This window comes from Flavobacterium chilense, assembly GCF_001602525.1.
GTDB lineage: Bacteria > Bacteroidota > Bacteroidia > Flavobacteriales > Flavobacteriaceae > Flavobacterium > Flavobacterium chilense.
Window position 1 is genome coordinate 208449 of the sequence record NZ_LSYT01000001.1, and the last position, 25893, is coordinate 234341.

Genomic DNA, 25893 nt, shown 5'->3' on the forward strand with positions numbered 1-25893 from the left:
ACCTGTGTTTTTGTTAGATATTTAGCGTATTTCATGGTTTTATGTTCTGTTTTTAACAAATAATTGGTAAATAATATTTGTTATTTATAGTTTAATTTGTAGGTTTACTTTCTCTCAACCATTTATTAACCAAAATATTACCTTTATGAAGAAAAAATTACTTAGTGTATTTATGCTATTACTGGCCATTCATCTATGGTCGCAAAAGGGATCTGATTCAGATTATACAGTCTCGGTAAATGGACATAAGATTACTACTACAGCAAACTTTAAACAGCAGTTTAAAGCAAAGAAAAGTACGAGCAAGCAAAATCCTACAACGGAGTATACGCTGTTACAGTTCTCAAAAATTCCTTCAGTAGAAGAACAGGAGAAATTGAAATCACAAGGAATAACTTTATTGAGTTATTTGTCTAATAATGCTTATTATGCTGCGATAGATTCTGACTTTTACAATAAGAGCAGTGCATCTGATAATATAAGAGCAGCAATAACAATCGATCCTACGTACAAATTAGATCCAATGATTGTTGATAATGCGATACCGGATTATGCTGCTGAAGGTATAAACGGAATTAAAGTCGTGATTAGTTATTTTAAAGGCGTAGATACTAAAGTTATTTCACAGGATTTAGCGAGTCTGTTTTTAAGAGACAGTAAAAATGACACTACTTTTAACGAGGTTTATGTTCAGGCCAGCAAAGAAAAACTGGAAGAAATAGCAAAATTTAGCTGGGTGCAAAATATTGAGTTAGTTCCTGCACCGGTTGAAAGCGATAATAAACCTGGCGTAAGTTCGCACAAAGCAAATGTTTTAGGTTCTTTAATCCCTGGACTTGGTTACGGATTAACAGGTAAAGGTGTGAAAATAGGTGTTTGGGATGGAAATCTTGAACAACATAAAGATCATACAGGCAGAGTAATCAATAGAGAGTATGAATATAATTCTTCGCATGGTGATCACGTTTCAGGAACAATTGGCGGTGCCGGTTTGTTAGATCCAAAAGCCAAAGGTATGGCACCGGAAGTACAAATGTTCGGATGGAATTTTAATACCCAGTCTAATGGTTTATCAGTTCAACAAGAGAGAGTTATAGCTGCTAATCAGGATGGTATTGAAATTACATCAAATTCATTCGGAGTAAATCTAACTTCCGGATACAACACAGGAAGATATAATACCGGAGATCGTGGAGATGATAATCTTACAACTTTGTTCCCTTATCTTTTAACGATTTATTCTAACGGAAATGCGCAAACAGCTTATCCGGGCGGGTTTAATACATCAACAAAAAATTCAAAAAATGCTTTGCACGTTGCGGCAAACAATCCAGATGATTTAATTAGTAGTTACAGTAGTTTTGGACCTACTATTGATGGTCGTTTGGTACCTCAGATTGCTGCAGTTGGTACAGATGTATATTCTTTGGATTATAGCAATTCTTATCAGGTAATGAGCGGAACCTCAATGGCTACACCTGGAACTACAGGTACTGTAGCTTTACTTTACGAAAGATATAAAAATATTTACGGGACAAAACCTCTGGCTTCATTAATGAAAGCTTTGGTTGCAAATACAGCAAAAGATGCAGGTAATCCAGGTCCTGATTATAAATACGGTTTTGGTAATCTGAATGGTTTAAGAGCAGTTAAAGTTTTAGATAACAAAATGTTTTATACCGGAACAGTCGCAAATGGAGCTAGTTTTGAAAAGGATATTGTAGTTCCTGCAGGATTAGTTGGTTTAAAAGTTATGCTTGCTTATTCTGATGTACAAGGTACTCCTGGAGCAACTTCAATTCAGGTAAATGACTTAGATATCAAGATTGTAAAAGACGGAGTAACTACTTTACCATGGATTTTAAATCCAACTACGCCAAATGCAAATGCTGTGCGCGGAGTAGATAATATGAATAATATTGAGCAGGTAACTTTAGATAATCCTGCACCGGGAACTTATAAAATTATCATTACAGGTACAAAAGTTCCTCTGGCAACTCAGGAATTCTCTGTTGTATATGATTATGTAGCTCCTGAATTAATTTTGACTTATCCTGTAGGCGGAGAAAAATTTAATACAGAGACTACAGAATATATTCGTTGGGATTATGAAGGTGAACCAAAAAACTTTACAGTTGAATATTCAGTAGATGGCGGAGTAACTTACCAGTTAATAGCAAAAGATATTCCTTCAGCGGCAAGAAATTTTGCATGGAAAGTACCTGCAGGAATTGTTGCCAATGCAAAAATAAGAGTTAGTGCTGGTACAAAGGTAGATGTTTCAACAGCAGTTTTTAATATTATTACTGAGCCTAAAAATTTAGTTATTGCACCTTCTGCATGTGGTGTTTCTTCTTATAAAATGGATTGGGATCCAATTGCAGGGGCAAAGTATGAAGTTCTTAAAATGAATGGCTATAAGTTTGATGTTGTTGCAACAGTAACAGATCCTACATATACTTTTACTAATGTAACTTCAGGAAATGATAACTGGTTTTCAGTGCGAACTGTAGATATTGCAACCGGAATTGTTTCTGAAAGAGTTAGAGCTGTAAATGTAGAACCGGTTTCTGCACCAGTGCTAAGCGCAGTAACTTTACCATATTCAGAAAATTTCAATGCAAGAAAAGCAACCAATTATGTGTTTTCTAAAGGAACAACAGGTGTTGTGAAGTATGAATATATAGACCCAACATTTTTAGACGGAGCAAAAATGGCAGGATCTGGCGATGTGTCTTCATCTCCATGGGTAGCAAGTACTACTGTTAATGCTTTTGCAAACAACCCAAATTTTATTAAAAAAGTATCTTTTTGTAATATCGATGCAACAAGTCTTACAGGAAAATCAATTCGTGTTAAATTTAATATGATTTGGAATAGTGTTGGGCCAGCAAATAAAAACTTTTTTAGACTTACAGTAAACGGAATTCCACTAAACAGTCATGAAAATGTGGGAGTTTATGGAGGAACTGTTTTGTCAGGAAGTAAAGAGTTGATATATGATTTATCTGCTTATGCAGGAACAACATTTAATATAGCTTTTGAATCAGTTATAGATAATGATGTAATAGTAGTAAGCAATGATAATGTTTATAGTTCAGTATTTATTGACAATGTTTCAATTTTTGAAGCAACTGCTACAGATCTTGAATTATCTTCATTTACTACCAATACAGGGCTTACAGCTGCAGAAACTGTGAAAGTGAAAGTATACAATCATTCTCCTGTTGCAGTAAGTAATATTCCGGTTTCTTATAAAATTAATGGAGGGGCAGAAGTAGTTGAAACGATTCCTGGTCCGGTAAATCCGCTTAGTGAAGTTTCTTACGATTTCGTGCAAAAAGCAGATTTTTCAGCTCCGGGTGTATATAACGTAATTGGAAAAGTAAACTATCCAAATGATGCTCTTATTACAAATAATACAATTAATAAAGTAGTTTATAATGTTGGATCTGATATTGTAATGGGGTCTAAAGCTTCTGAAACTACATGTTCAGCTGTATTTACAGATAGCGGAACCCGTTATACAAACTATGGAGACCAGCTTACACAAACTATTACTTTTAAACCGGGAACAGTTGGAAGCAGTATTAAAGTGGATTTTACTGATTTTGATTTGGAACAGGATTATGACTTCTTATATGTTTATAATGGTCCAACAACGGCTTCTCCTTTAATAGGTACATTTACAGGAAGTAGTTTGCCTGCGTCATTAACTTCTACAGCTCTTGGAGGGGAATTGACTTTTAGATTTACTTCTGATCAGATTGAAAACGGAAGAGGATGGATTGCAGATATTACTTGTGTTGCAAAACCAATTGTTAATGATGCAACTATAGCTTCTATTGTAACCCCTGAGGTTTTAGGGAAAAAGACAAATGCTAATGATATTACAATCAGAGTTACTAATTTAGGGCCTAATGATTTAATAAACCATCCAGTATTTTATCAGGTTAACGGAGGAACAAAAGTTACTGATATTGTTCCTTTAATAGCTGCTTATTCTACGGTTAGTTTTACTTTTGCTACTAAAGCGGATTTATCTACCATTGGTGCAACTTACACGATTAAAAGTGGAGTTGATATAGCAGATGATAATCCTGCAAATGATACACGTGAAAAAATTGTATACAATCAAAATGAATTACCAGTTCATACAAACACAGATGGATATGCAATTTCAAGATTAAAATGGAACGATGTTGTAAACAATTCAGGAACGACAGCTTATTCTGATTTTAAAAATGTAAAAATTCCGGTTTATGCTGGTTTTACATATCAGCCAGAAGTAACAATTACTAAACCTGAAACTCCAATTAATAAAGATCAAACTAGTACAGCTGGAATATTTACAATGATCGTGATCGATTTAAATGGAGATGGTAATTTAACAGACGAATTCTATGCAGGAACATTTTGGGTAAATACAGTCCCAACTTCTGGATCACCAGCGATAGCATCAACAACAAGCACACATTATTTTAGAAATAATTCTACTTTGGTAGGAGGATTAACTATTCCGGCAGGTACAACTTCAGGTGAAAAGTTAATGCGTGTAATACATATGTTCCGTTCTCCATCTGAATACTATAATGTTAATTTGGGACCTACTATTGATGGATTAACAAGCTCAAGAGGAGATTTTGAAGTAGAAGAATATACTATTAATGTATTGCCTTTTACAGCAGCTGATGCAAGTGTAGAAAGAATAGTTGCACCAATTAAACCTGGTAATGCACCAGTATCTGTAACTGCTTTGATTCGCAATTATTCAAATTCGGCAATTTCAAATTTCCCGGTAGCTTACAAAATTAATAATGGTACTGAGGTTGTGCAAAATTTCACTGCTTCAATTGCAGCAGCTGCAACAGCTAACTTTACATTTACAACAAAAGCAGATTTAGGAGCTCCAGGAGATTATACAATTGATGTATATACAAAGCTATCAGGAGATACTGATCCTACAAATGATTTAAAATCAGTTACACTTTCGCATGCTGCAAATTATTCTGTAAATGTAGCAGGGACTTTTGATGGCGTAAATGATTTTATTAAAACAGATATTACGCCTGCTTTAAATCTTACTAATAATTACACCTATGAATTATGGGTAAATCAAAACAAACCATCAGTTTTTGGAAGATTATTAGATAAGAGTACAGCACTGGTTTTTATACATAATAATAATAGTTTGTCACTGTATAAAGAAAACAGTTTAGTAATTTCTATTACAACTGCTACAGGCTCATATGTTATAAACACAGGATTAAATTCTATTAAGCAAAATACATGGCATCATATTGCTTATACAGTAAGTGCTGCTAATGTTTATACTGTTTATATTGACGGAGTTTCGGTTCCTTATACAAGTACTGGTACAGCCGGAGCAGCTTCTAGTAATGCTTCAGCACCAGCTTACATTGGTAATAACGCAGGTTTAGCTCGTGGTTTAATTGGTAACATAGATGAAGTTCGTATATGGGCAGGAGTTAGAAATCAAGCTACAATTGCTGCAAATTCTACGACAAGATACATTGGGAACGAACCAGGTTTATTAGCTTACTATTCTTTTTCAGAAGGAGACAAACCGTTTGTTTTTGATAGTACTATAAGTGATAATACAGCTGTAGTTACAAATGCAGATACTGATGGCAGAGGAGCAGGTAAATTCTGGAATATCCCAGTATTATTGCAAAAATTAGAATTTGTAAATCAGTTATCGTCATCTTATGATGCTGCAACAAAAACGTTCTCAGTTCTGTTAAATGACGGGGCAGATATAACTACTGCAATTGCCAATTATTCTTTAGGAATGAAAAGTATTGCAAAAATAAATGGTATCACGCAAGTTAACGGAGTAACACCAAACAACTACACAAACCCTGTTACTTTAACAGTTGAAGGTGTTGGGTTCAATACGGGAATTTCTGAAACCTATACAATTAAAGTTATTACAGGTTTGAGTAACGAAAGTAAATTACTGGCGTATGATTTTAAAACAGTTTCAAACCCTGGATTGGTACAGGAAATCAATACAGATATTGTTGGAAACAACGCAAGTAAGACAGTACCATTTGGTTATAATGTTTCAAATCTAATAGCAGATTTTAGTGTTTCTCCTGGAGCAGAACTTTATGTAGACGGGGTAAAACAATTAAACTCGAAAGTAACCGCTTCAGATTATAGAAATAGTCTTTTTGTAACAGTAGTTTCAGAAAATAAACTTTCTCAAACCAATTATGTTGTTACAATTAATGCGAAAAATTCTGAAGCAGCTATTCTTAATTACACAGTCGCAAATCAGATAGGAGCTGCAGTAATTGATCCTGTAGCAAAAACAGTAAAAGTTCTGGTAAATAATAATGCAAATTTAAGCACATTGATTCCTAATGTACAGCTTTCAGATTTTGCAACATTACGTATAGGTACTTATCTTCAAAATAGTGGGGTAACTGCATTAAGCTATACCGCTCCGGTTGTTTATAATGTAACAGCTCAAAACGGAACTGTAGAATATTGGACAGTAACAATCGAGGCAGCTAAGCCAACGATTACTTTATTAGGCAATGCAACAGTTTCCATAGATAAAGGTTGTGTATTTACTGAGCCAGGTTATACGGCTACAGATAATTTAAATACAGATATTACTGCTTCAGTTATTGTTTCAGGTAATGTTGATGTAAACACAACAGGACAATATATAATAACCTATACAGTAAAAGATGCGTTGCAAAACGAATCCGTTGTTACACGTACCGTAAATGTATCTGCTACAAACTGTACTTTAGGATTACCGGAGAATACTATTAAAGGTTTTGTATTGCATCCGAACCCGGTTACAGAAGGAAAAGTATACATAGAAACATCTTCTGGTAGTCCAAAAAACATTTTAATATCTGATATGTCTGGTAAAAAACTGATTTCAGTTCAATCAGATAAAAAAGAAGTAAATGTTTCCGGTCTTTCAAGCGGAGTATATTTAATAAAGGTTGAACAGGATGGTAACACAGCTATTCAAAAACTAATTATTAAATAAAAGAGTTTTTTCTAATAACCAAAAGCGGCTACTATATAAGTAGCCGTTTTTTTATACATATATATAAGAGAAGCTTTTTTGAATTTCCGAGAGTTTTTCAAATAAAGATCAGGAGCTTAATCCCGCTATTCGTTTCAATCTTTTGTGCCGAACCCCGTCACAAAAGGATTTCCACTACTATCGGGGCTAGGAGAGCAGTTTTCAAAAGAAACATTCGAGACAAAAGAAAAGAAAAACCGCCAAAAAAATCAAAACTTAGTGACTTCGCGTCTCTGCGAGATTAAAAAAAAAGAATAAAACCCAGCTTTGTGTCCTTATTGAGATCCGTGCCAATCCAGAAAAAGCAAACAAAACCAACCCTTCGTGCCTTAGCGCTTTCGTGGCAAAACCACCCAAAACTGCCAAAAATGAGCAAAACCACCTAAAATCCGACAAACATCAAAAAAACTTCGTATTGTAAGAAGCATCAAACCAGTGACTTATAAAAAAGAATAAAAATAGTTTGTAAAAGGTATTGTAGAACTGAATAAAGGTGCTACTTTTGCACCCGCAACAACGAATAAGTTCACTGATATACTGGCAAGATAGTTTAATCAAACGGAAATAAAATTTCGAAAAAAAAAGATTAAAAAAGCTTGTGGGAATGGAAAGGAATTTTTAGATTTGCACCCCGCAAATACTGGGAAAGTTCATTGATAGATTGGCAGGGTTTGAGAAGGAAAAAGAAAGTAAATTTTCTAAAAAAAAACTTCAAAAAACATTTGCCAGTTAGAAATAAGTTTTCTACTTTTGCACCCGCTTTGAGAAACAAGCGAGATTAAAAAAGAAACACGTTCGTAGACATATTGAATTGACAGCCGTTTTAACAGAGATGTTAAAACAAAAGAATAAGAGTAATAGAATCGGTAAGATTCGAAAAAGAACCACTAGATAAATCGTCGCAATATAATATAAAAAATATACGATGAAGAGTTTGATCCTGGCTCAGGATGAACGCTAGCGGCAGGCTTAACACATGCAAGTCGAGGGGTATAGTTCTTCGGAGCTAGAGACCGGCGCACGGGTGCGTAACGCGTATGCAATCTACCTTTCACAGAGGGATAGCCCAGAGAAATTTGGATTAATACCTCATAGTATTATTGGGTGGCATCACTTAATAATTAAAGTCACAACGGTGAAAGATGAGCATGCGTCCCATTAGCTAGTTGGTAAGGTAACGGCTTACCAAGGCTACGATGGGTAGGGGTCCTGAGAGGGAGATCCCCCACACTGGTACTGAGACACGGACCAGACTCCTACGGGAGGCAGCAGTGAGGAATATTGGACAATGGGCGCAAGCCTGATCCAGCCATGCCGCGTGCAGGATGACGGTCCTATGGATTGTAAACTGCTTTTGTACGAGAAGAAACACTCCAACGTGTTGGAGCTTGACGGTATCGTAAGAATAAGGATCGGCTAACTCCGTGCCAGCAGCCGCGGTAATACGGAGGATCCAAGCGTTATCCGGAATCATTGGGTTTAAAGGGTCCGTAGGCGGTTTAGTAAGTCAGTGGTGAAAGCCCATCGCTCAACGGTGGAACGGCCATTGATACTGCTGAACTTGAATTATTAGGAAGTAACTAGAATATGTAGTGTAGCGGTGAAATGCTTAGAGATTACATGGAATACCAATTGCGAAGGCAGGTTACTACTAATGGATTGACGCTGATGGACGAAAGCGTGGGTAGCGAACAGGATTAGATACCCTGGTAGTCCACGCCGTAAACGATGGATACTAGCTGTTGGAAGCAATTTCAGTGGCTAAGCGAAAGTGATAAGTATCCCACCTGGGGAGTACGTTCGCAAGAATGAAACTCAAAGGAATTGACGGGGGCCCGCACAAGCGGTGGAGCATGTGGTTTAATTCGATGATACGCGAGGAACCTTACCAAGGCTTAAATGTAGATTGACCGGTTTGGAAACAGATCTTTCGCAAGACAATTTACAAGGTGCTGCATGGTTGTCGTCAGCTCGTGCCGTGAGGTGTCAGGTTAAGTCCTATAACGAGCGCAACCCCTGTTGTTAGTTGCCAGCGAGTCATGTCGGGAACTCTAACAAGACTGCCAGTGCAAACTGTGAGGAAGGTGGGGATGACGTCAAATCATCACGGCCCTTACGCCTTGGGCTACACACGTGCTACAATGGCCGGTACAGAGAGCAGCCACTGGGCGACCAGGAGCGAATCTATAAAACCGGTCACAGTTCGGATCGGAGTCTGCAACTCGACTCCGTGAAGCTGGAATCGCTAGTAATCGGATATCAGCCATGATCCGGTGAATACGTTCCCGGGCCTTGTACACACCGCCCGTCAAGCCATGGAAGCTGGGGGTGCCTGAAGTCGGTGACCGCAAGGAGCTGCCTAGGGTAAAACTGGTAACTAGGGCTAAGTCGTAACAAGGTAGCCGTACCGGAAGGTGCGGCTGGAACACCTCCTTTCTAGAGCCTTAGTGTTAGTTGTAAGACACGCTGAGGAAAAAAGACGATTATATAGGAAATTCTGAATAAGAAGATTGTATTACTCTTGCTGTTAGTTCAAATAATAAATTTTTAAGTAAAACAGAGTCTCGTAGCTCAGCTGGTTAGAGTACTACACTGATAATGTAGGGGTCGGCAGTTCGAGTCTGCCCGGGACTACTTTTTAAAAATCAACTGACAATTAATAATTGAGAATTGATAATTAAAAAGACTGAAAAGCTTAAAAAACAAGGAAATTTTAGAAGTTGAAAGATTTAGGATCAAAAGTTCATAATTTTTAATTCACGATTTTTAATTTTTAATTAAAATGGGGGATTAGCTCAGCTGGCTAGAGCGCCTGCCTTGCACGCAGGAGGTCAACGGTTCGACTCCGTTATTCTCCACGATTTTAGTCATAAAGATTAAAGTCATAAAGTCCAAAGTAAAATACTTTAAGACTTTTGACCTTCGGCTAAATAAAGTTCATTGACATATTGAGATAAGAAAATAATAAAAAGTAGAAAGCGTTTTTTACAATTTATTGTAAAAAACAAAAAAAAAACGGTCATAATTAATTTTATGATTGGTACAATAAGCAAAATAAGGGCGTATGGGGGATGCCTAGGCTCTCAGAGGCGAAGAAGGACGTGATAAGCTGCGAAAAGCTACGGGGATTGGCACACACGAATTGATCCGTAGATATCCGAATGGGGCAACCCACTATGTTGAAGACATAGTACACCGATAGGTGGGCAAACCCGCTGAACTGAAACATCTAAGTAGGCGGAGGAGAAGAAAACAAAAGTGATTCCGTAAGTAGTGGCGAGCGAACGCGGATTAGCCCAAACCAATGTTGTTACGGCATCGTTGGGGTTGTAGGACCACGAGATTTTATGTACAAGGAACCGGAACTGACTGGAAAGTCGGACCATAGAGGGTGATAGTCCCGTATGGGTAACAAGTATAATAGATAGTGGTATCCTGAGTAGGGCGGGGCACGTGAAACCCTGTCTGAATTTGGCGGGACCATCCGCTAAGGCTAAATACTCCTGAGAGACCGATAGTGAACCAGTACCGTGAGGGAAAGGTGAAAAGAACCGTGAATAACGGAGTGAAATAGATCCTGAAACCATACGCTTACAAGCGGTCGGAGCCCTTTCGTGGGGTGACGGCGTGCCTTTTGCATAATGAGCCTACGAGTTAACGTTGCTGGCAAGGTTAAGTGATTAAGTCACGGATCCGTAGCGAAAGCGAGTCTGAATAGGGCGCTTTAGTCAGTAGTGTTAGACGCGAAACCGTGTGATCTACCCATGGGCAGGTTGAAGCTGTGGTAACACACAGTGGAGGACCGAACCGGTTGACGTTGAAAAGTCTTCGGATGACCTGTGGGTAGGGGTGAAAGGCCAATCAAACTCGGAAATAGCTCGTACTCCCCGAAATGCATTTAGGTGCAGCGCTGAGCATAAAGTTATATAGAGGTAGAGCTACTGATTGGATGCGGGGGCTTCACCGCCTACCAATTCCTGACAAACTCCGAATGCTATATAATGTTTCTCAGCAGTGAGGGCTTGGGTGCTAAGGTCCAAGTCCGAGAGGGAAAGAACCCAGACCATCAGCTAAGGTCCCCAAATATATGTTAAGTTGAAAGAACGAGGTTTGTCTGCCCAGACAGCTAGGATGTTGGCTTGGAAGCAGCCATTCATTTAAAGAGTGCGTAACAGCTCACTAGTCGAGCGGACGAGCATGGATAATAATCGGGCATAAACATATTACCGAAGCTATGGATTTACAAGCAATTGTAAGTGGTAGGGGAGCATTCTAACAGGGTTGAAGGTGTATCGTCAGGTATGCTGGACTGGTTAGAAAAGAAAATGTAGGCATAAGTAACGATAATGCGGGCGAGAAACCCGCACACCGAAAAACTAAGGTTTCCACAGCTATGCTAATCAGCTGTGGGTTAGTCTGGTCCTAAGGCGAACCCGAAAGGGACAGTCGATGGCTAACGGGTTAATATTCCCGTACTACTAATTACTGTGATGGGGTGACGGAGTGATGAAAGCGCCGCGAACTGACGGAATAGTTCGTTAAAGTACCTAGCTATAAGATCTATAGGCAAATCCGTAGATTTTGGTGAAATACGATAGTACTCGGAGTCTTCGGACAAAGAGATAGTGCGCCTAAGGGCTTCCAAGAAAAACCTCTAAACTTCAGGTAATTAGTACCAGTACCGTAAACCGACACAGGTAGTTGAGGAGAGAATCCTAAGGTGCTCGAGAGATTCATGGCTAAGGAATTAGGCAAAATAGACCTGTAACTTCGGGAGAAAGGTCGCCCTGAGCAATCAGGGCCGCAGTGAAGAGGTCCAGGCGACTGTTTATCAAAAACACAGGGCTCTGCAAAATCGTAAGATGAAGTATAGGGCCTGACACCTGCCCGGTGCTGGAAGGTTAAGAGGAGATGTTATCTTCGGAGAAGCATTGAATTGAAGCCCCAGTAAACGGCGGCCGTAACTATAACGGTCCTAAGGTAGCGAAATTCCTTGTCGGGTAAGTTCCGACCTGCACGAATGGTGTAACGATCTGGACACTGTCTCAGCCATGAGCTCGGTGAAATTGTAGTAACGGTGAAGATGCCGTTTACCCGCAGTGGGACGAAAAGACCCTGTGCACCTTTACTATAGCTTAGTATTGACCTTGGATAAATGATGTGTAGGATAGGTTGGAGACTGTGAAGTGGCGTCGCCAGGCGTTGTGGAGTCATTGTTGAAATACAACCCTTTGTTTATCTGAGGCCTAACCCCATATTGTGGGGGACATTGCTTGGTGGGTAGTTTGACTGGGGTGGTCGCCTCCAAAAGAGTAACGGAGGCTTCTAAAGGTTCCCTCAGTACGCTTGGTAACCGTGCGTAGAGTGCAATGGCATAAGGGAGCTTGACTGAGAGACATACAGGTCGATCAGGTACGAAAGTAGAGCATAGTGATCCGGTGGTTCCGCATGGAAGGGCCATCGCTCAAAGGATAAAAGGTACGCCGGGGATAACAGGCTGATCTCCCCCAAGAGCTCATATCGACGGGGGGGTTTGGCACCTCGATGTCGGCTCGTCACATCCTGGGGCTGGAGAAGGTCCCAAGGGTTGGGCTGTTCGCCCATTAAAGTGGCACGCGAGCTGGGTTCAGAACGTCGTGAGACAGTTCGGTCTCTATCTACTGTGGGCGTTAGAAATTTGAGTGGATCTGATTCTAGTACGAGAGGACCGAATTGGACTAACCTCTAGTGTATCTGTTGTCCCGCCAGGGGCACCGCAGAGTAGCTACGTTGGGAAGGGATAAGCGCTGAAAGCATATAAGCGCGAAACCCACCACAAGATGAGATTTCTTTTAAGGATCGTGGAAGATGACCACGTTGATAGGCTATAGATGTAAAGGCAGTAATGTCATAGTCGAGTAGTACTAATAATCCGTAAGCTTATGTACACCCTTTTCCCCCGATGCAAGTCGGGGGAGGAAACTTTCTAAATAAATACTTCTTTTCTTTATCTCAGTATGTTAAAATATTTGCTCGACGCGAGCAGTCTTTAAGTCGAAAGATTAAAGTGGTAAAGTCAAAAGACTTTTAAACTTTAAGACTTGTGACTTTAGACTAAAAACCTTAAGGTGGTTATTGCGGCGGGGCTCACCTCTTCCCATCCCGAACAGAGTAGTTAAGCCCGCCTGCGCAGATGGTACTGCAGTTATGTGGGAGAGTATGTCGTCGCCTTTCTTTTTAAAACCCTGTTTCTAACGAAACGGGGTTTTTTGTTTTATAACATTTTTTTTATTCTTCTTGCTTCTTCCAGAAACCGGGTGCGCCAGTGATGCTAGCGGTATCCTTTTGTGGAAAACCGATAATTGATTGTCTTGCCTGTAACCTCTTCCCTAAAAGATACGGCAGATCCCAAAGCCTAGGGATGGCCTGAAGGGAAACGCCCTAAGTATTTTTATTCTGTATTCATTTAATTTTATATTTTTGTTTTCTAATCGAATCGCGTTATCATGCAAAATATTTTTCAAAAAGAAGATTGTAATCAATTAATAAACAGAATAAACGAGCTTACACCAGATTCAAAAGGACTTTGGGGTAAGATGAGTGTCGGTCAAATGCTTGCACATTGTAATGTCACTTACGAAATGGTTTATGATAATATTCATCCGAAGCCTAATGGGTTCATGAAATTTATTTTAAAATTGCTAGCAAAAAAAACGGTAGTAGGTGACAAACCTTATCCTAGAAATGTTGGTACAGCACCACAGTTTATCATTAAAAATGATCGTGATTTCGAAATTGAGAAAGGCCGGTTAATAGCATATATTAATAAAACTCTGGAGCTAGGAAGAGAAGAATTTGAAGGAAAAGAATCTCATTCTTTTGGAAGGCTAACTTCTACTGAATGGAATAATATGTTTTCAAAACATTTGGATCATCATCTTACACAATTTGGAGTTTAATTAAAACTGAATTTTTATGAGAATTTATTTTACCTTCTTTTTTATTTGCTTAGGATTGGTCTCTCACGCACAAAAGCAGGACGTTCAAAAAAGTATTGAATTATTCTTTGAAGGATTTCATCAAAAAGATACTATAAAAATGAAATCGGTTTGTTCTTCAGGGATTATTCTACAATCTATCAGCGAAAGCCCAACTAAAGGAAATAAATTATCAGACGAAATGGCACAAGAATTTTATAAATCTATTGCTTCAATTCCGTCAAGTATGAAATTTCAGGAAAAGATATTAAATTATAATATCCAGATTGATGGTTCAATGGCTCATGTTTGGGCTCCATATGAGTTTTATCTGAATGATAAATTGAGCCATTCGGGTGTAAATACTTTTACTTTATTTAAAGAAGGTAATATTTGGAAAATTATCTATCTAATTGATACAAGAAGAAAATAATCTTTTCAAATTACTTCTGTGAGATAATAATAACAGATATCAGCCAATATACACTCGTCACATTTAGGTTTTGGTCTACAGGTTTCTCTTCCTAAAAAAGAAATTGCCATTCCAATTTCTGACCAGATATTTTTAGGTAATACCTGCATTAGATCTTTTTCAACTTTATTGCCGTCTTTGTTCTCTTTTATGATTCCAATTCTTGGAGCAACTCGAATGACATGTAAATCAGCAATAATTCCTTCAGCAGGTTTATGGGTCTCCCGTAAGATAACATTAGCAGATTTTCTGCCAATTCCTTTTAATGCTGTTAATCCCTGCATGGTTAAAGGAATAGCTTCATCATTTTTAATAGTTTTAGCGATTTCCAATAACCACTCTGCTTTTGTGGGATAATTTCGAACTTTACTTATATAGGCTTTAAAAGTTTCAGAATCAGTTTTAGACAAACTATTAAGCGTTGGAAATTTTTCAAACAAAGCAGGAGCAATAGAATTGATATTGGCATCAGAATCTTGTGCAGATAATACTACCATGACCAATAATTGGTAAGTATTTTGATATTCCAAAGGATGTTTTTTACCCTTATATTTTTTTAAAATGGGATCTAATTTAGACTCCCAATCAGATGTTTCTCCAAATAAGTCCATTTTAATTTTTCTTTAAGTTTTATAATAAAAACATAACTCATACAAAATTAGGTAGTTTTGATGAATTGCATGATTTTTTTTATCACATTTTGATTTCCTAAAATTTTTCTGTGCCCTAATCCATGAGTTAAATACAAAGTCCCGTTCTCTAAATGTTCATTAATGTGAACTCCGGCTTTTACAGCTACTTCAGGATCATTTTCATCATGAATAACCAAAACGGGAGTTTTAACTTTTTGTGCTGCAATATAGGCAGAATAGTCATTCATCTTAGTTTGATATTTAGCCTCAAACTGATCACGCAGGCGAATACTTATTTCTTGTTTTAAACCTAATTTTGAAACAAATTCATCTAAAATATCCTGAACAATATCTCCACTACCAATAATTACTGCTTTTTTTACTTTTAAGCCATCTTTTATAGCATTCAAAACAGACATTCCGCCTAATGAGTGCCCAATGGCAATTTCGAAAGGGCCATATTGTTTTTCGATTTCTAGAATCGAATAAATAAAATCAGACATTATTGTTGTTTTTCCTTGAGATTTTCCATGTGCGGGTGCATCAAAGCTAATGGCTGCATATCCTTCTTTTAATAGTTCATCAGCGATTTTAAAAAGTTGTGTTCCACGTCCAGACCAGCCGTGTACTAATAAGATTTTACGGCTACTTTTTCCATATTCATAAACAACTACATTTTTTTGGATAGCAGGAACAAAAAATGTTTTTTGAATGCTGTTACGCTCCATTTCTAATTCTCTTTTAGGAACCTTGTGTTTTATTGGTGTTGTAAATAATCTGGCAGCATAAGAAGTGACCAATTTAGTCGAGATTAAAGCGCATATTTTACAGGAAAGTATTATAAACTGTGGAATTTTTAAAGATTCTGTAGGATTGTTAGCCTTTTTTGCCATTTCAATAATTTTTATTTGGAGCCTTACTTTTACTTATTTTTTCCTAAATTTAGAAAACATAAAAGTAGCATAATAAGAGATGTTTACCAGAAAAAACAGATCGAAAATTTAGTTTAATAATGTGTTTATAAAATCTTCAATGGAAATATTTCATATCAGTGCAGAATGTTATCCTATGGCAAAAGTGGGCGGTTTGGCCGATGTTGTTGGTGCATTGCCTAAATATCAGACAAATGCAGGACATAAGGTTAGAGTTGTTGTTCCTTGTTATGATACTAAATTTAGAAAGGAAAATGATTTTGAATGTGTTCATTGGGGAACTGTCATATTAGGAAATTTTAATTTTCCCTTTAGTGTTTTAAAAGAGAGTACAGATAAATTGGGATATGAATTATATCTGATCGAAATTAATGAATTATTTGATCGTCCGAATGTTTACGATTATGAAGATGATATTGAACGATTTTTATCTTTTCAAATTGCAACACTAGACTGGATATTGGCTAGAAATACAGTTCCTGATATTATAAACTGTCATGATCATCATACGGGAGTAATTCCGTTTATGATAAAATTTGCCTATAAATATGAGAGTTTACAATCTATAAGGACAGTTATTACAATTCATAATGGTTTATATCAGGGTTGGTTTGGATTTGATAAATTGCATTATTTGCCAGAATTTAATTTGATCCATGCAGGCTTTTTAGAATGGGATCATGCTATCAACTCCTTAGCTGTCGGAATAAAATGTGCCCATGCAGTAACGACGGTTTCGCCAAGTTATCTGGATGAAATCAATCATGCGGCAAATGGACTTGAATCTTTATTTAATTCGGTAAGAAGTAAATCAAAAGGAATTTTAAACGGAATTGATTTTGAAGTTTGGGATCCTGCAAAAGATCAAATGATTGCAGAAAACTATTCTATAGATAGTTTTGAATCTGGAAAACAAAAGAATAAAGAAAAGCTTTGCGAGCAATTTGAACTGGATGCTACAAAGCCTCTGTTTAGTTTTATTGGACGCTTATTTGAAGAAAAAGGAGGTGATTTATTGCCTCAGGCTTCAGCTCTTGCACTTTCTGAAAATTTTGAAAACATCAATATCCTGATTTTGGGATCTGGGAATTCAGCAATAGAAGAACAGTTGGTTCAGTTGCGCAATGATTATAATGGAAATTACAATGTTTTTATAGGTTATAACGAAGAATTAGCACATTTAATTTATGCTGGCTCGGATTATATTTTAATGCCTTCGAGAGTGGAGCCTTGCGGTTTAAATCAAATGTATGCATTGCGATATGGAACAGTCCCAATTGTGAGAAGAACCGGAGGTTTGAGAGATACTGTAATTGATTTTGGTGATGACGGAAACGGGATTTGTCATGATCAGGCTTCGGTTGGGGATATTTGTTATTCTATAAATCGTGCTGTTAAGTTGTATAGTGATAAAATACATTTTAATAAAATAGTAAAAAAGGGAATGGCAACAGATCATTCCTGGGAAAGTGTTTGCCAAGAATATATCGAGATATACAACCTAATAATTGAGAAAAATGAAATTTAAAAAGAAAAATGTAGTTGCTATTATTTTAGGAGGAGGACAAGGGTCACGTTTGTTCCCGTTAACAGAAACAAGATCAAAACCTGCAGTACCAATTGGTGGAAAGTACCGACTGGTAGATATTCCTATTTCAAATTGTATTAACTCAGATATTTTTAAAATATTTGTTCTAACTCAGTTTAATTCAGCTTCATTGAATGCTCATATTAAAAACACGTTTAATTTTAGCATTTTCAGTCAGTCGTTTGTTGATATTTTAGCGGCTGAACAAACTCCTGATAATCCAACCTGGTTCCAGGGTACAGCAGATGCCGTCAGACAATGTATGTCACATTTCTTAAAACACGATTTCGATCATGCCTTAATCCTTTCTGGTGATCAATTATATCAAATGGATTTTAACGAAATGTTGGAAGCTCATATTGCTGCCGATGCTGAAATTTCTATTGCAACTTTACCCGTCAATGCTAAAGATGCACCGGAATTTGGAATTTTAAAAACAGATCATGAAAATAATATTCATGCTTTTATTGAAAAACCAGACGCTTCGTTATTGCCACAATGGGAATCTGAAGTAAGCGAACATATGCAGGAGAAAGGTAAAAAATACCTCGCTTCTATGGGAATTTATATTTTTAATAAGTCATTATTAGAAAAATTAATGGCGAATCCGGATACGAAAGATTTTGGAAAAGAAATTATTCCCCACGCTGTTGGAAAACACAAGATTTTGAGTTATCAGTATGAAGGATATTGGACAGACATCGGAAATATCGAATCATTCTTCGAAGCAAACATTGGTTTAACTGCTGATATTCCGGAGTTTAATTTGTTCGATAATGAAAATAAAATTTTTACAAGACCACGATTACTGCCTCCGTCAAAATTCAGAAATTCAATTATCAATCAATCCTTAATTTCAGAAGGATGTATTATTAACGCAAAAGAAATTAAAAGTTCTGTGATAGGAATTCGTTCCAGAATTGGTGAAGGAACTGTTCTCGAAAACTGCTACGTTATGGGAAATGATTTCTATCAGGATCTAGATGAATTAAATTACGAGAGCAGTATTAGTAAAATTCATGTAGGTATTGGCGAAAATTGTTTTATTAAAAATGCTTTAGTTGATAAAAATGTGCGAATTGGAAACAACGTTCACATTAGTGGCGGAAAGCATCTGGATAATTTTACCAATGAATTATACAGTATTAAAGATGGAATTGTTGTGATTAAAAAAGGAGTTACATTATCAGATAACTTTAGAATTGAATAAAATCAAAATTAATTATTGCCTTAAAAACCAAATATGACTAAAGTAATCACGCATTCTCTATTCACTGATTTTGATATAGATTTGTTCAAAGCAGGAAAGCATTTCAGATTATATGAAAAATTAGGGGCACATTTAATAGAGGTTGATGGAGTAAAAGGTGTTTATTTTGCAGTTTGGGCTCCCACTGCGCAATCAGTTTCTGTTGTAGGTGATTTTAACTATTGGACACAAGGCGAACATTTATTGCAAGTACGTTGGGATTCATCAGGAATCTGGGAAGGTTTTATTCCTAATATTGAAAAAGGGGCATTATACAAATATAAAATCCAGTCTAATATTGATGGAATTGTAACTGAAAAAGCAGATCCATTTGCATTATACTGCGAAAAACCACCTCACACAGCTTCTGTTGTATGGGATGTGGATTATAAGTGGAAAGATGAAAACTGGATGCAATCCCGAAAGGAAAAAAATGCATTGGATAAACCTTATTCTGTATACGAAGTTCATTTGGGTTCCTGGAAACGTGGTGATCATAATCGGTTTTTAACTTATTTAGAACTGGCAGAAGATCTGGTTTCTTATCTTAAAGAAACTGGTTTTACACATGTAGAATTTATGCCTGTTATGGAATATCCTTATGATCCTTCATGGGGATATCAACTAACCGGATATTTTGCACCAACTTCCCGTTTTGGAAAACCACAGGATTTTATGGTTTTAGTAGACAAGCTGCATCAGGCTGGAATTGGAGTAATCTTAGATTGGGTTCCGTCGCATTTTCCTGATGATGCACATGGCTTGGGATTTTTCGATGGCTCACATTTATATGAACATCCGGATCGCAGAAAAGGCTATCATCCGGATTGGAAAAGTTTAGTTTTTAATTACGGACGTAATGAAGTTCGTGCTTTTTTGATTAGCAATGCCGTTTTTTGGTTGCAACATTATCATGTAGACGGATTGAGGGTTGATGCTGTAGCTTCAATGCTTTATTTGGATTATTCCCGAAAAGAAGGAGAGTGGGAACCTAATATTTATGGCGGAAGAGAAAATCTCAATACAATTAGTTTTCTTAAAGAATTTAATGAAGTAATCTATGCTAATTTTGAAGGAGTTCAAACCATTGCAGAAGAAAGTACTTCTTATCCTATGGTTTCCAGACCAACATTTTCAGGTGGTTTAGGTTTTGGAATGAAATGGATGATGGGCTGGATGCATGACACTTTAAAATACTTTCAAAAAGAAACGGTTTATAGAAAATACCATCAAAATGACTTGACTTTTTCGATGACGTATGCATTTACAGAAAATTTTATGTTGCCTTTTTCACATGATGAAGTAGTATATGGTAAAAAATCTATTGCCAATAAAATGCCCGGAGATGAATGGCAAAAATTTGGAAACTTAAGGTTGTTATATGGTTATATGTTTACACATCCCGGAACTAAATTATTATTTATGGGATCTGAATTTGGACAAAGTAATGAATGGAACTTTGAAAGTAGTTTAGATTGGCATTTGCTTCAATACGATTATCATTCAGGAGTTAAAAAGTTAATTACAGATTTAAACCAGTTATATAAATTCCATCCTGCATTGTATGAAAAACAATTTAGCGGAGAGGGTTTCGAATGGATTAATTACTCAGACCATCAAAACGCTGTTTTATCTTATATCCGAAAAGGAAATAATTCAGATGAAGATTTAATTGTTGTCTGCAACTTCACACAGGTAGTAAGAGAAAATTACAGAATTGGAATTCCTAAAAAAGCTAAACTAAAAGAAATTTTTAATAGTGATGCCGTAATTTATGGCGGTAGTGGCGTAGCAAGTGCTCAAATCTTAAATACAGAATCAAAATCTTATGATGGCAGAGACTTTTCAGTCGAATTACTTTTACCCCCTTTAAGTGTAACGGTTTATTCTTTTGTTTAACAAAAGAGGAATTATTTTCAGCAATATCATTTTATTAGTTTAGCGTTCTTAAATTATCGAATTCCTGATTTTTTGAGATGTAATTCAGAACTCATTCAGAAAAAACGTTTTCGTGAATAAACCTTTTATTCATAGAGGTTTATCCAGTTTTTTTGTATGTTTGAAAATAGAGATCAGGCTTATAAAAATTAAATCATTAGTGATATGATTACAAATACATCATTAGAATACAAAGGCGATTTATATCCATCAAAAATTGTTTCGCATGAACAAGAAGGAGATACGATATTGTTTAATACAGACAATAAAGTAATATTAAAAGTAACCATTCTTAGAGACAGTCTAATCCGGTTTCGTTTTACTACAAAAGGTTATTTTAGCAATGATTTTTCGTATGCCATAGACAAAACCCAGCTTCATGGTTATAATTTTCTTGAACTTACAGAGGAAGAAACATATTTTCAGATAAGAACCAGCAAGGTAAAATGTAAAATCCAGAAAGCTGATCTTCGTTTGTCTATTTATGACTTAAATGATCTTTTGATTCTTGAAGATGAACTTGGTTTTCACTGGGAAGAAAGTTATGAATATGGAGGTAATATCGTAAAAATGAGTAAATCCTCTAAAGATGGTGAATGTTTTTACGGTTTAGGAGACAAAGCAACGCAAATGAACTTAAAAGGCAAAAGAGTAGAAAATTTTGCCACAGATCAATATGCTTATCAAAAAGAACAAGATCCGTTATACAAAGTAGTCCCTTTTTACATTGGTTTACAAAACAAGCAATCCTACGGAATTTTCTTTGATAATACATTTAGAACTTTCTTTGATTTCTGTCAGGAAAGAAGAAATGTAACCAGTTTTTGGGCAGAAGGCGGAGAAATGAATTATTATTTTATTTATGGTCCTCAAATGCAGGATGTAGTCGCTACATATACTGATTTGACAGGAAAACCGGAACTTCCGCCACTTTGGGTTTTAGGATACCATCAATGTAAATGGAGTTATTATCCGGAAAGTAAAGTAAAAGAAATCACGTCAAAATTCAGAGAATTAAAAATTCCTTGTGATGCTATTTATCTTGACATTGACTATATGGATGGTTTTCGATGTTTTACCTGGAATAAAAACTATTTTCCTGATCCAAAAAGAATGGTGGCAGAATTAGCCGAAGATGGTTTTAAAACTGTTGTTATTATTGATCCGGGAATAAAAATTGATAAAGATTACTGGGTTTATCAGGAAGCTCTGGAAAAAGATTATTTCTGTAAAAGAGCCGATGGACCTTATATGAAAGGAAAAGTTTGGCCGGGTGAATGCAATTTTCCTGATTATACAAATCCCGTAGTGAGAGAATGGTGGGCAGGATTATTTAAAGAATTGATTTCAGAGATTGGCGTAAAAGGAGTCTGGAATGATATGAATGAACCGGCAGTGATGGAAGTTCCTAACAAAACATTTCCCATGGATGTTCGTCATATTTATGATGGAAACCCCTGCAGTCACAGAAAAGCCCATAATATTTATGGGACCCAAATGGCAAGAGCAACTTATCATGGTGTAAAACGTTTCGTTTACCCTAAAAGACCATTTGTAATTACAAGATCAGCATATTCAGGAGCACAGCGCTATACTTCATCCTGGACTGGTGACAATGTAGCAACCTGGGAACATTTATGGATTGCTAATATTCAGGTACAAAGAATGTCTATTTCAGGAATGGGCTTTACCGGTTCTGATATTGGAGGTTTTGCAGAACAGCCAACGGGAGAATTATATGCACGCTGGATTCAGCTTGGTGTTTTTCATCCTTTTTGCAGAACACATTCTTCAGGTGACCATGGTAATCAGGAGCCTTGGGCTTTTGATGAAGAAGTGATTAATATTACCAGAAAATTTGTGAGTTTACGATATCAGTTATTGCCTTATTTGTATACGATGTTTTGGCAATATATTGAAGAAGGAATTCCAATGTTAAAACCGTTGGTTTATTACGATCAGGATGATACACAAACACATTATCGTAATGATGAGTTTATCTTTGGGAATCAAATATTAGTTTGTCCAATCCTTGAACCTAATGCTGTAGGTAGACGTATGTATATCCCAAGAGGTGAGTGGTATAACTACTGGACAAATGAGTTTTCTGTTGGAGGAAGGGAAGTGTGGATTGATACTAAATTTGATGAAATTCCTGTTTTTGTAAAAGCGGGATCTATTATTCCAAAATATCCCGTTCAGCAATATGTTGGAGAATTAGAATTTGATGAATTAACGCTTGATTTATATTTTAAACTGGGTAAAGAAAAATCAGTAGTCTATGAAGATGCGCAAGATGGATACGATTATAAAAAAGGACGTTACAGCTTTTTATCTTTAAAAACAATTGGAAAAGAAAAGGAGCTTATCGTACAATTACATAAAGAAGGAAAGTATGAAACCCCATACAGTAAATATAAAATCAATTTAATCGGATTACCTTTTAAAGTGACTGAAATCGAAATCGACAACGAAAAAGTAACATTTGATCAAATTGCTTTTGAGACAAATAAATTCTTAATTGTTGATAAAGAGTTCAATGAGTTACATATTATTGGTGAATAAATAAATTCTGATAAATTTTAAGAGAATTATATAAAAAATAGAAATAATAATAATTGTATTTTTGTGTGTTGTAAATATCAAGTATCATGAAAAAACATTTAATAATTGGGCTTTTGGGAGCTGCCTTAGTATATAGTTGTGCAACAAATCCTGTTACCGGAAAAAAGACGCTTAACTTTGTTTCAAACAGCGAATTATTTCCATCTTCTTTTCAGCAATACAGTCAGTTTATAGCTGAAAATAAAGTCATAACCGGAACAGCAGATGCTAAACTGGTAGAAAACGTTGGTTTTAAAATCAGAAAAGCAGCAGAAAAATATTTAACTTATTTAGGGCAATCTCAATATTTAAACGATTATCGTTGGGAATATAAATTAGTTGATAATAAAGAAGTAAATGCCTGGTGTATGCCAGGAGGAAAAATAGTAGTTTATTCCGGTATTTTACCAGTAACACAAAATGAATCTGGTTTGGCAACTGTTATGGGACATGAAGTTTCGCATGCATTAGCTAATCATGGTGCACAAAGAATGAGTGCTGCACAATTACAGCAAATAGGTGGTGCAGCTCTGGATGCAGCTACAAGTGCTAAATCTGAAGCAACGAGACAAATATTTGCACAAGCTTACGGAGTTGGCTCAGAAGTAGGAGTAATGCTTCCTTTTAGCAGAAGTAACGAGAGCGAAGCAGATAAAATAGGTCTAACACTTATGGCAATTGCAGGATATAATCCGGATGATGCTATTGCATTCTGGAGCAGAATGTCTGCAAAATCAGGCGCTTCAGGAACACCTGAATTTATGAGTACACACCCTTCTGATGCGACGAGAATTGCAAATTTGAAAGCTTTAATTCCAGAAGCAAAAGCTACAGCGCTTAAAGTTGGTGTTATCAGATAAAAACAAACTTCTAAACAATATTATATATTTTAAAAGCTATTTGCCACGGTGAATGGCTTTTTTTATGTAAAATAAGAGCCTGAAATATTCATAATTTATTAATGTACGATTTATTAAAATTCTATTTGATTATCATAAAAATTAGATAAATTCGTAGCCTGTTAACTAAAACATTTTTATGAAAGATTTACAAAAAGGAGATAAAAAGCTATTAAATGCGTGGGCATTCTATGATTGGGCCAATTCTGTTTATTCTCTTACTATTGCATCAGCAGTTTTTCCTATATTTTACGAAGCTTTATTTGCAGAGCGTGACCATTATATAGATGTTTTTGGATTGCATTTAAAAAATTCAGCCTTAATTAGTTTTACAACTGCATTAGCATTTTTAGTTGTTTCATTTACATCTCCGTTTCTATCAGGAATTGCTGACTATGTAGGAAACAAAAAATCATTCATGAAATTTTTCTGTTATGTTGGAGCCTTGTCTTGTGTAGGACTATATTGGTTCGATCTTGAAAATATCTATATCGGATTGGTATTTTATTTTTTTGGACTAATTGGCTACTGGGGAAGTTTAGTGTTTTACAATTCTTATTTACCGGATATTGCTTTTGAAGAACAGCAGGATAAAATTAGTGCCAAAGGATATTCGTTAGGATATATAGGAAGTGTTATCTTACTGATTATTAATTTGGCGATGATCATGAAACCGGAAATTTTTAGTATTGTTGGAAATGAGAAAGAAGGAGCCGCAAAAATAGCCATGAGATATTCTTTTGTAATGGTAGGAATCTGGTGGATCGTATTTAGTCAATATACGTATTATTATTTACCTAAAGGGCGTAAAGAAACCAAACAAAAAGTATCTAAAGATATTATATTCAATGGTTTTAAAGAACTAAAGAAGGTTTGGGCGCTACTGAAAGAAAACATTCCATTAAAGCGTTATTTAGGAGGATTTTTTGTTTCGAGTATGGCAGTACAAACCGTAATGCTGGTTGCGACTTATTTTGGGGCACAGGAAATTCAGTGGTCATCAAAAGAAGAAAGTACTATTGGGTTAATTATTTGTATTTTATTGATACAATTGGTGGCTATAATTGGAGCTGTTTTGACTTCAAGAGCGTCGGCAAAATTTGGTAATATCCCAACGTTAATCGTTATCAATGGTGTTTGGGTGGTTTTTTGCGTGATTGTTTATTTCATTTCATTACCAATACATTTTTATGCAATGGCTACAGTAGCCGGATTAGTAATGGGAGGGATTCAGGCACTGTCACGTTCTACTTATTCTAAATTATTACCGGAAACAGAAGATACTGCTTCGTTTTTTAGTTTTTATGATGTGGCAGAAAAAATAGGAATTGTAATCGGAATGTGTGTTTATGGTATCATCGACCAAATTACAGGAAGCCCGCGTTCAGCAATTGTAGTATTAGGTATTTTCTTTATAACGGCTATTATTCTATTAAGAAGAATACCTAAAAAAGGCACTTTAAATTAATAAAGTGCCTTTTTTTGATTTTAAGCTTTACATAAAACAATAAAGCTTATGATTTGATTGATGATGATTTATTTTTCTTT

Annotated in this window: 11 protein-coding genes, 2 tRNA genes and 3 rRNA genes; 14 read left to right on the forward strand and 2 right to left on the reverse strand. The window is 36.2% G+C overall.

Features of this window, described 5'->3' with window-relative positions:
* Positions 1 to 145: 145 nt before the first annotated feature.
* The 8 genes from A4F88_RS00750 to A4F88_RS00785 all read left to right on the forward strand — a co-directional run bounded on the left by A4F88_RS00750 (position 146) and on the right by A4F88_RS00785 (position 14464).
* A complete protein-coding gene (locus tag A4F88_RS00750; protein WP_082815666.1) occupies positions 146 to 7036 on the forward strand; it encodes a S8 family serine peptidase in 6891 nt (2296 codons plus the stop codon).
* Between the two features lie 961 nt (positions 7037 to 7997).
* Positions 7998 to 9511 (forward strand): 16S ribosomal RNA (locus tag A4F88_RS00755).
* Between the two features lie 124 nt (positions 9512 to 9635).
* A tRNA-Ile gene (locus tag A4F88_RS00760) sits at positions 9636 to 9709 on the forward strand.
* Between the two features lie 150 nt (positions 9710 to 9859).
* A tRNA-Ala gene (locus tag A4F88_RS00765) sits at positions 9860 to 9933 on the forward strand.
* Positions 9934 to 10118: 185 nt separating this feature from the next.
* Positions 10119 to 13002: ribosomal RNA gene (locus tag A4F88_RS00770) — 23S ribosomal RNA — on the forward strand.
* A gap of 176 nt (positions 13003 to 13178) precedes the next feature.
* Positions 13179 to 13288: ribosomal RNA gene (gene rrf, locus A4F88_RS00775) — 5S ribosomal RNA — on the forward strand.
* Together the 16S, 23S and 5S rRNA genes with 2 tRNA genes alongside form the textbook arrangement of a ribosomal RNA operon.
* Before the next feature lie 272 nt (positions 13289 to 13560).
* Entirely contained in the window at positions 13561 to 14013 is a 453-nt protein-coding gene (locus tag A4F88_RS00780) for a DUF1569 domain-containing protein (RefSeq protein ID WP_068840637.1), read from the forward strand.
* A gap of 16 nt (positions 14014 to 14029) precedes the next feature.
* Positions 14030 to 14464: a 3-methyl-2-oxobutanoate hydroxymethyltransferase gene (locus A4F88_RS00785; protein ID WP_068840638.1), complete on the forward strand. Its 435-nt coding sequence runs from the start codon at positions 14030 to 14032 to the stop codon at positions 14462 to 14464.
* A 5-nt stretch (positions 14465 to 14469) separates the two neighbouring features.
* Here A4F88_RS00785 and A4F88_RS00790 read toward each other — a convergent pair whose 3' ends face one another.
* Both A4F88_RS00790 and A4F88_RS00795 read right to left on the reverse strand, forming a co-directional pair.
* Entirely contained in the window at positions 14470 to 15114 is a 645-nt protein-coding gene (locus A4F88_RS00790; RefSeq protein ID WP_068840639.1) for an endonuclease III domain-containing protein, read from the reverse strand.
* Between the two features lie 47 nt (positions 15115 to 15161).
* A complete protein-coding gene (locus tag A4F88_RS00795) occupies positions 15162 to 16028 on the reverse strand; it encodes an alpha/beta fold hydrolase (RefSeq protein ID WP_068840640.1) in 867 nt (288 codons plus the stop codon).
* Between the two features lie 139 nt (positions 16029 to 16167).
* Between A4F88_RS00795 and A4F88_RS00800 the strand changes: the two genes are divergently transcribed.
* The 6 genes from A4F88_RS00800 (at position 16168) to A4F88_RS00825 (ending at position 25813) form a co-directional block, all read left to right on the forward strand.
* Entirely contained in the window at positions 16168 to 17595 is a 1428-nt protein-coding gene (locus A4F88_RS00800; RefSeq protein WP_068840641.1) for a glycogen synthase, read from the forward strand.
* Positions 17585 to 18865 carry a glucose-1-phosphate adenylyltransferase gene (locus A4F88_RS00805; protein WP_068841421.1) on the forward strand — a complete coding sequence of 427 codons (1281 nt, stop codon included), beginning with the start codon at positions 17585 to 17587 and terminating at the stop codon, positions 18863 to 18865. The genes A4F88_RS00800 and A4F88_RS00805 overlap by 11 nt, the downstream gene beginning before the upstream one ends.
* A 33-nt stretch (positions 18866 to 18898) precedes the next feature.
* Positions 18899 to 20803 carry a 1,4-alpha-glucan branching protein GlgB gene (gene glgB / locus A4F88_RS00810; protein WP_068840642.1) on the forward strand — a complete coding sequence of 635 codons (1905 nt, stop codon included), beginning with the start codon at positions 18899 to 18901 and terminating at the stop codon, positions 20801 to 20803.
* A 204-nt stretch (positions 20804 to 21007) separates the two neighbouring features.
* The gene (locus A4F88_RS00815; protein ID WP_068840643.1) at positions 21008 to 23407 is read left to right on the forward strand and encodes a glycoside hydrolase family 31 protein; all 2400 of its coding nucleotides are present in this window, start codon (positions 21008 to 21010) and stop codon (positions 23405 to 23407) included.
* Positions 23408 to 23493: 86 nt separating this feature from the next.
* Positions 23494 to 24306, forward strand: a complete 813-nt coding sequence (locus A4F88_RS00820) for a M48 family metallopeptidase (protein WP_068840644.1) — start codon at positions 23494 to 23496, stop codon at positions 24304 to 24306.
* 178 nt (positions 24307 to 24484) lie between these two features.
* Entirely contained in the window at positions 24485 to 25813 is a 1329-nt protein-coding gene (locus A4F88_RS00825) for an MFS transporter (RefSeq protein WP_068840645.1), read from the forward strand.
* Positions 25814 to 25893 lie beyond the last annotated feature (80 nt).

Bases quoted from the DNA above. Each gene is read 5' to 3' on its own strand.
- A4F88_RS00820 (WP_068840644.1), top strand. From the start codon at position 23,494: ATGAAAAAACATTTAATAATTGGGCTTTTGGGAGCTGCCTTAGTATAT.
- glgB (WP_068840642.1), top strand. From the start codon at position 18,899: ATGACTAAAGTAATCACGCATTCTCTATTCACTGATTTTGATATAGAT.
- A4F88_RS00790 (WP_068840639.1), bottom strand. From the start codon at position 15,114: ATGGACTTATTTGGAGAAACATCTGATTGGGAGTCTAAATTAGATCCC.
- A4F88_RS00780 (WP_068840637.1), top strand. From the start codon at position 13,561: ATGCAAAATATTTTTCAAAAAGAAGATTGTAATCAATTAATAAACAGA.
- A4F88_RS00795 (WP_068840640.1), bottom strand. From the start codon at position 16,028: ATGGCAAAAAAGGCTAACAATCCTACAGAATCTTTAAAAATTCCACAG.
- A4F88_RS00805 (WP_068841421.1), top strand. From the start codon at position 17,585: ATGAAATTTAAAAAGAAAAATGTAGTTGCTATTATTTTAGGAGGAGGA.
- A4F88_RS00800 (WP_068840641.1), top strand. From the start codon at position 16,168: ATGGAAATATTTCATATCAGTGCAGAATGTTATCCTATGGCAAAAGTG.
- A4F88_RS00825 (WP_068840645.1), top strand. From the start codon at position 24,485: ATGAAAGATTTACAAAAAGGAGATAAAAAGCTATTAAATGCGTGGGCA.
- A4F88_RS00815 (WP_068840643.1), top strand. From the start codon at position 21,008: ATGATTACAAATACATCATTAGAATACAAAGGCGATTTATATCCATCA.
- A4F88_RS00785 (WP_068840638.1), top strand. From the start codon at position 14,030: ATGAGAATTTATTTTACCTTCTTTTTTATTTGCTTAGGATTGGTCTCT.
- A4F88_RS00750 (WP_082815666.1), top strand. From the start codon at position 146: ATGAAGAAAAAATTACTTAGTGTATTTATGCTATTACTGGCCATTCAT.